Source organism: Planktothrix sp. FACHB-1355 (assembly GCF_014748295.1).
In the GTDB taxonomy this organism is placed as follows: domain Bacteria; phylum Cyanobacteriota; class Cyanobacteriia; order Cyanobacteriales; family Aerosakkonemataceae; genus Aerosakkonema; species Aerosakkonema funiforme_A.
Genome location: NZ_JACJUP010000286.1, coordinates 1 through 6,426, shown reverse-complemented (window position 1 = coordinate 6,426; position 6,426 = coordinate 1). Strand labels below are relative to the sequence as shown.

The 6,426-nt window shown below is 40.9% G+C and carries 7 protein-coding genes; 4 read left to right on the top strand and 3 right to left on the bottom strand.

What is annotated here, in order from left to right:
* The 4 genes from H6S82_RS13950 to H6S82_RS13935 all read left to right on the top strand — a co-directional run.
* On the top strand, positions 1–737 hold a 737-nt coding region (locus H6S82_RS13950; protein ID WP_242056940.1), incomplete at its 5' end, for a T3SS effector HopA1 family protein.
* Positions 734–1,750 carry an aldo/keto reductase gene (locus H6S82_RS13945; protein WP_190462923.1) on the top strand — a complete coding sequence of 339 codons (1,017 nt, stop codon included), beginning with the start codon at positions 734–736 and terminating at the stop codon, positions 1,748–1,750. The genes H6S82_RS13950 and H6S82_RS13945, both read left to right, overlap by 4 nt.
* 148 nt (positions 1,751–1,898) lie before the next feature.
* The gene (locus H6S82_RS13940) at positions 1,899–2,657 is read left to right on the top strand and encodes a peptidylprolyl isomerase (RefSeq protein WP_190462921.1); all 759 of its coding nucleotides are present in this window, start codon (positions 1,899–1,901) and stop codon (positions 2,655–2,657) included.
* A 401-nt stretch (positions 2,658–3,058) separates the two neighbouring features.
* On the top strand, positions 3,059–3,223 hold the full coding sequence (locus H6S82_RS13935) for a hypothetical protein (RefSeq protein ID WP_190462920.1): 165 nt from the start codon (positions 3,059–3,061) through the stop codon (positions 3,221–3,223).
* A 153-nt stretch (positions 3,224–3,376) separates the two neighbouring features.
* Here the strand turns inward: H6S82_RS13935 and H6S82_RS13930 are convergent, their stop codons facing one another.
* From H6S82_RS13930 to H6S82_RS13920, 3 genes are all read right to left on the bottom strand, one after another.
* Complete coding sequence (locus tag H6S82_RS13930; protein ID WP_190462918.1) at positions 3,377–4,123, bottom strand: peptidylprolyl isomerase; 747 nt, start codon at positions 4,121–4,123, stop codon at positions 3,377–3,379.
* A 54-nt stretch (positions 4,124–4,177) separates the two neighbouring features.
* Positions 4,178–5,884 carry an HlyD family efflux transporter periplasmic adaptor subunit gene (locus H6S82_RS13925; RefSeq protein ID WP_190462917.1) on the bottom strand — a complete coding sequence of 569 codons (1,707 nt, stop codon included), beginning with the start codon at positions 5,882–5,884 and terminating at the stop codon, positions 4,178–4,180.
* 71 nt (positions 5,885–5,955) lie between these two features.
* Positions 5,956–6,426: ATP-binding cassette domain-containing protein (locus H6S82_RS13920; protein WP_191056325.1), on the bottom strand; the 471-nt coding region annotated here is incomplete at its 5' end.

Genomic DNA, 6,426 nt, shown 5'->3' with positions numbered 1-6,426 from the left:
GCTACTTCGATCCTGATTGGGTTGTAGTGAGGCAAGAAAGTGATGGCACTTTAGCTGTAAATAAAGGTGGTTTGACTTTACATATTGAGCGAGAACGCCATCTTCAACCAAGCGAACAAAACGCTGGCATTGGTGATTTTGTAGCGATTCGGATGCCCAAAAATTTCGTTCAAAACGGATTTTACATGGCAGTAGGGAATGGGGGGCCCCAAAGTCATAATGCAGATAAACCTTTGGAAACAGTGCGCGTTTACTTTAATTTAACGCCTGAAGGTGCAGTTGGAGTTATGGGTAAGCTGACTCACCTGCTGAACGCTATTTCAATTCCCTTCACTTTTAAAGTGTTATACAACCCAGGTGATTACGGACGCTATGACTCTGGAGTTCTTTACTTTGAAAAAAGCAACTATGAAGCAGTCAGGCTAATTTTACAAACTGTTTATATAGAGGAGAAAGCACATTTTAAAACAGAAATCCCTTTATTTACAAAACCGCTAGCGCCTGGTTTAGGGTTAGCAGAAGAACCAGACTGCAAATTTGCAGCCCAAGAAAGCTTCGGGATGAACCGCTGCCAAATAGTGGCTAATGGTTTATTGGAAGCTTGGCAGAAAGGAGATGAGTTACCAGAAGCGCGAATGACTGCTATTTTTCAGCACTTCTCGCTGGTGGGAATTGACTGGCAGCGTGCCTATCTCAATGCGAATTCTGAAGATATTTACACACCTTTAGAACTATGAAAATAACCGATCTCGCTTTACCATTAATCGCCCCTTCAAATGCGATCGCTACTGTAACTGATAAATCCCCACAATCTGATTTGCCGTTCTATCGTAAGCTTGGACGAACCGATTTAACTGTTAGCTGTTTGGGGTTAGGGGGTGGCGGCGGTATTTCTAGTGAGGATACTCTCTACGCTTTCGATCGTGGAATTAACTACTTTTTCTATTCCAGTGACTTGCACCACTATATCTACAGTTCGATGGCTGATGCGTTGCGAAAATTATGCGATCGCCGTTCATCAGTGCGAGAGAAAGTGGTGCTGGCGACGGTGACTTATATCAAAAGTCCAGAAGCAGCACTGGCAGCTTTATTGGATCAGTTTGTGGAACTGAGAATTGATTACATTGATGTGTTGTTTTGGGGTTGGATAGGCACTAATGACAATCAAGCTTTACAAGATTGTTTACAGCTTTCACCGGATTTAAGAGGTAAGAATTCTGTTTATCAGCGGACAATAGAAAGAATGTTTGGCACTTCCGAACGCCTCAAAAAAATGGGGGCTGTGCGTTATATAGGGGCTTCGTTCCACGATATCAATTTAGCTCGACAGTGGTTGGATAGTCCACTGTTAGATGTGGTGATGGTGAGGCATAATGTTGCACACCGTTCTGCTCAAAATCAGATTTTCAATCAGTTGAATACGCGAGATTCACAGCGAACGGGAATAGTTACTTTTAAGTCTACAGGTTCCCATTCCGGTGCGCTTTGGGATATTCCGGCTGGTTTACCTGCGGGATGTTGGCAACCTTCTGTACCGGATTTGTATCGCTATTCTTTGAGCCAAAACTGCGTGGATGTCTGTTTGACTGGGTTGCGAAGCCGGGAAGAGATTGATGTTGCGATCGCAGGTGTTCAAAAAGGTAAATTAACGCCTGCTGAATTGGATTATCTCAATGTTTATGGCGATTTGCACCGTAACCGTTTGAAGGTGCAAGAAGTGCCGCCGGAACGATTGCTGTACTGTGCTTAATTGCGATCGCTTACAGCCCTAAAACACCAGAAACGGGGTTTCTTTGGTTTGGAACACCAAAATATCGGAACTCTTTGAACAAAAGAAACCCTGTTTCTCATTCTTAACCATCACTTAGTTGATTTTGTCAAGTACATAGGATAAAACCATGCCAGAAACTTTGGAAAAATTGGTATTGCCAGAAATTTCTCCTGCAACTGATGAAGCTGTTGTTGCCTACCTGCGTCATTCTTTCAAATTTGCTGAAATCGCAGCACTGGCTGAACGGGATACCCTAATTTTGTCAGCCTGCCAACAGCTTGGCATCACTATTTCTGATGAAGAATTGCAAGCAGCAGGGGATGCTTTTCGCTTGGAACACAAGTTGCTGGGTGCGTCTGAAACCTTGGCTTGGCTGAAACAACAGCGAATTAGTGTAGAAGATTGGTCGCAAGGAATTCGAGTATCGTTACTGACGCAGAAGTTGAAAGAGCATCTTTTTGGGGAAGCGGTAGATAATCATTACATAACCAGCCGGGATGATTATCGGCGGGTGGCTCTGTCTCAAATTTTAGTGCGCGATTTGACAGAAGCATTGAAAATTGCCCAAGCGCTGCGGGTGGAAAATGGTTCTTTCTGTGCGTTGGCTTTGGAATACTCGAAGGGGAAGCAGTCGCAACAAAATGCTGGCTTTGTGGGGATTCGGTTTTTGGCGGAATTGCTACCGGAGATTGGAAAGGCTGTTGCTGAGGCGAAGGAAGGCGAGGTAGTTGGGCCGATTCAGACAAAGTTAGGATATCACATTTTGAGAGTAGAGAAGTGGTTTGCGGCTGAATTGAGTGAAGTCAGGGAACAGGTTTTGGAATCGCTGTTTCAGGGTTGGTTACAAACGGCAATCAGTTCTGATGTTGGTGCTGAAATGCGTTAATGAGATAATTAAGGTTTTGAATTCTCAACTGGGTAGATAGTAAAGGATAGCTTTGCGATCGCGATGCCTACTTCTGATTTAGTTCAGAAGTAGGCTTTTTATCTTTTGAAAACTCAAATGCGAAAATGTTTCAGCATCCAGTCTTTTTAGACAAAAATGTTTTAATTTTTGACGCTTGTACCTCCAAAGAGAATTTATTAAAAATAAATTGATATGATTTTACTATTATAGGCAGTTTCTCTTTTCAAAAATCAAAGCAGATAATTAATATTTTTATGTCTCCACAACTAGGTTTGTGGTCTTGTCAAACCTATTTTTTAGTAGTTCAATAGGTAATATAAGAGTTGAGCAATCAAAAGTACAAGGTTGCTTGAATAGCATAAACTAGGAGGACATTTACAATGGCTACGATTAAAATCTCTGACCTACATGCTGCTGGTTCCGAACTGTTGCTAGATTCAGAGAGTTACCTTAATGAGCTAACTAATCAGGAAGGTCTTAACGTGTTAGGTGGTGGTGGTGTTTCATTTAGCGGTCACGGTTGGTATTTCAGTATAAACTGGTAGTATCAAACCACCAAAAACAGGCTTATTCACTAATCGCTCTTGTTAATGAATAAGCCTAAATTGCCTTAACTCAGATCTTGCACAAACAGAATCACCTACTAATAGTGTACTGTAATGCCTTTGGATGAATCCAAAGGCATTTTTAAGTTTAGTTTATGTATCAAAAGCAATATTTATCGTAGCCTTCATTTCATCAACCTTTTGCCTCATCCACTTCTGAAACAAATCAGAAAGAATTTGATAACGCAACTTCTCATCCAATTGTGGCTTAATCACTTCCTCAACCAAAATCAAATATACCCCCTTAGCACCCACAATCGGCTTCAAAACCTGCGGCGGTTTAGCCGCAAAAACAGCAGCAGAAATCTCCGGCTTCATCTCATTACGCCGCACAACTCCCCGGTATCCCCCACGACGACGTAACTCAGTATCCTGAATATATTGATGAGCAACTTCAGGAAAACTCATTTCCCCCTCTTGCAAAGCATAAAACAATTCCATCGCCAAATCTTCATCATCCAAAACCACTTCATAAATCACCGCGCCTGCATAATCTAATTGATGTTCCACAAACCAAGGCTCTACCTTGTATGCAAACAAATGTTGCGCCAATTTCCCAGAAATCACGTTAGTGTAAACCATTTCTTCAAAATCATCCAAAGATAGGCAATTTTTCTTCAACCATTCCCAGGTTTCATCAGCAGTCTTCAGTTTACTGATTAACCGAATATTATCTGCTGCTTGCTGTAATTCTTCAGCCTCCACTTTAATACCCGCCTCTGCTGCTGCATTTATAATTATCTTCCGAGTAACAATTTGCTCGACAATAGAGGGAATTTGGCAGGATAACTTGACTTGATGAAGGATATCTTGAGCGGAAATAGTAATAGCTTGTGACATGACTTTCTCCTGAAATATAAAATTGATTCAATTATTTGTAGATGCACCGCTGAATTACAGCTTCAAATCGCCTTTTTGCAACTTCTTAAACGGGTCAAGAATAAAGTCAATCAGGCGACGCTGACGGATAATTATTTCAGCCGTTGCAGGTTGACCCGACTTGAAAGCAATACACTTACTTTTTGGCTGAATACAACTCTGAGACAATTCAATTTCCACATCATAAGTAGTTAGATTTCCTTGCGCTGTTTGCGTAATCTTAGAATTGGGTGATACCCAACTCAGTTTGCCTTTCACAACTTCGTAATCTTGGAAAGGATACTCATCAAATTTCAGATTGGCATCTTTCTGCTGATTACCTGAGCGTAAAGATTCGCTTTCGGAAGTAAGAATCTGTCCCTTGAACACCAGGGGAGTTCCCTTTCGTGCAATCTCAGCAATCAATTGTTTAGGTTGTACTACCGCACCTTCCCGCGTAATAGGAAGTTGAAAAATAGTGCCATCAAACGGCGCACGAATCAGATATTTTTCTAGCTGCTCTTTAAGAGAATTAATCTGATTTTTTGTTTGCTCGATTTCCGATTTTGCAGCAGCAATTTGTGTGTTCAAATCGGTTAGCTGCTGTTCTATTTTCGAGACAGATATTTTTCCAGATTGAACCAAGCTTTGATAACCGCGTTTTTGTTCTTCCAAACGCAGCTTGGCTTGCTCAATATCAGATTGAGCCTGACGAATAATTCTCTGGTAGTTACCCTGTTGCTCTTTTAGACGAAGTTCAGCTTGTTTAATATCAGACTCAGCTTGATGGATAATCTTTTCATAGCTACCTTGTTGTTCTGTTAAGCGAGATTGTGTTTGGGAAATATCCGATTGCGCTTGTCGGCGTTGTTGATAGCTTTCTTCTACAGACTGTACTACTTCTGCAAATCGGTCTTTTGAAATTGCACCTCCATCAAAAGCTAATTTATGGCGTTGAAATTTTTCCTGAGCTTTTTCCAAACGAACTGCTGCTAAATTATAGGCGGCTTGGCTAGATTCAATACTTTGCCTTACTTGAGCAACTTGTGCGAGTTTTTCTTCTTTTTGGAAGTTGTATGTAGTCTTCAAAGCATCAAAATTCTGCTGTGCTTGCGCTAATTGGGCGATTTTCTCTTCTTTTTGAAAGTTGTAAGCGGTTTTGAGCGTATCAAAACTCTGCTCTGCTTGAGCGACTTGTGTTTGTTTTTCCAATTCTTGAACTTTGTTTTGTTGCTGTTGAGCAGCAATAGCAATCCCTAACTGATTTTTCTGGATTTCCAACTGGCTAAACCGATTTTGTTGACCTGACAGTTTAATTTCATTCTGCTGAATTTCATCTCGAACTGATTTAGAATCCAGTTCTACTAAAATCTGGTTAGCTTTTATTTCATCTCCTTCTTTAACGCGCACTTTAACAACTGCAACGCTACCTTGAATATCTGCTTCTCGCTTAACGGTATCTCCCTTAAGTTCAAGTCTTCCTCTAGCAGTACCCGTTTCATCAACCTTGTAAAGCATTGACCAAGGTAAAACAATAGCTACAAAAATTACCAAAAAATATAGTAATCCTCGCGTCCAAGTTTTTGGCAAGCTATCGAGTAATTCCTTGGTAGCATAAGACCAATCATCAGTATGGGTAACTTTGCCATTCGTAGAGTTAGGAAATTCTGCTTCATTAGACAAAGTTTGTAGTTCGTGGTGATTAAGCTCAAATCCAGCAAATGAGTTTGATGTGTTAGGCATATTTGAAAATAATTAGTTTATTTCAACAGGATTGAAACAAAAACACGGTGATGTTTTGTTTTGGCTATATCTCAAGCTGCAACATCCAATTGTTGTTGATTCAGATAGAAATATTGACCGCGTTTAGCCATCAACTCTTCGTGAGTTCCACTTTCCACTAAAACGCCTTTATCCAGCACCAAAATTAAGTCAGCATTACGCACTGTGGAGAGGCGATGAGCGATAATTATGGTGGTACGATTTTTGCGAATATTGGTAAGATTATTCTGAATAATTCGCTCGGATTCAGCATCAAGGTGACTGGTAGCTTCGTCGAAAACTAATAGTTGGGGATTACCTAATAAAGCACGAGCGATCGCAATTCTTTGTCTCTGTCCTCCAGATAACATTCCCCCACCTTCTCCTATTTGCGTTTCGTACCCCATCGGCAGCTTTTTAATAAACAAATCTGCCCCAGCTTGTCGTGCTGCTTCTATAATTTCTTCTAGGGTAGCTGATGGTTGTCCGATCGCAATATTTTCCCGAATTGTACCGCCAAATAG

Excerpts from the sequence above, each read along its gene's own strand:
- H6S82_RS13945 (WP_190462923.1), top strand. The coding sequence starts at position 734 with ATGAAAATAACCGATCTCGCTTTACCATTAATCGCCCCTTCAAATGCG.
- H6S82_RS13930 (WP_190462918.1), bottom strand. The coding sequence starts at position 4,123 with ATGTCACAAGCTATTACTATTTCCGCTCAAGATATCCTTCATCAAGTC.
- H6S82_RS13935 (WP_190462920.1), top strand. The coding sequence starts at position 3,059 with ATGGCTACGATTAAAATCTCTGACCTACATGCTGCTGGTTCCGAACTG.
- H6S82_RS13940 (WP_190462921.1), top strand. The coding sequence starts at position 1,899 with ATGCCAGAAACTTTGGAAAAATTGGTATTGCCAGAAATTTCTCCTGCA.
- H6S82_RS13925 (WP_190462917.1), bottom strand. The coding sequence starts at position 5,884 with ATGCCTAACACATCAAACTCATTTGCTGGATTTGAGCTTAATCACCAC.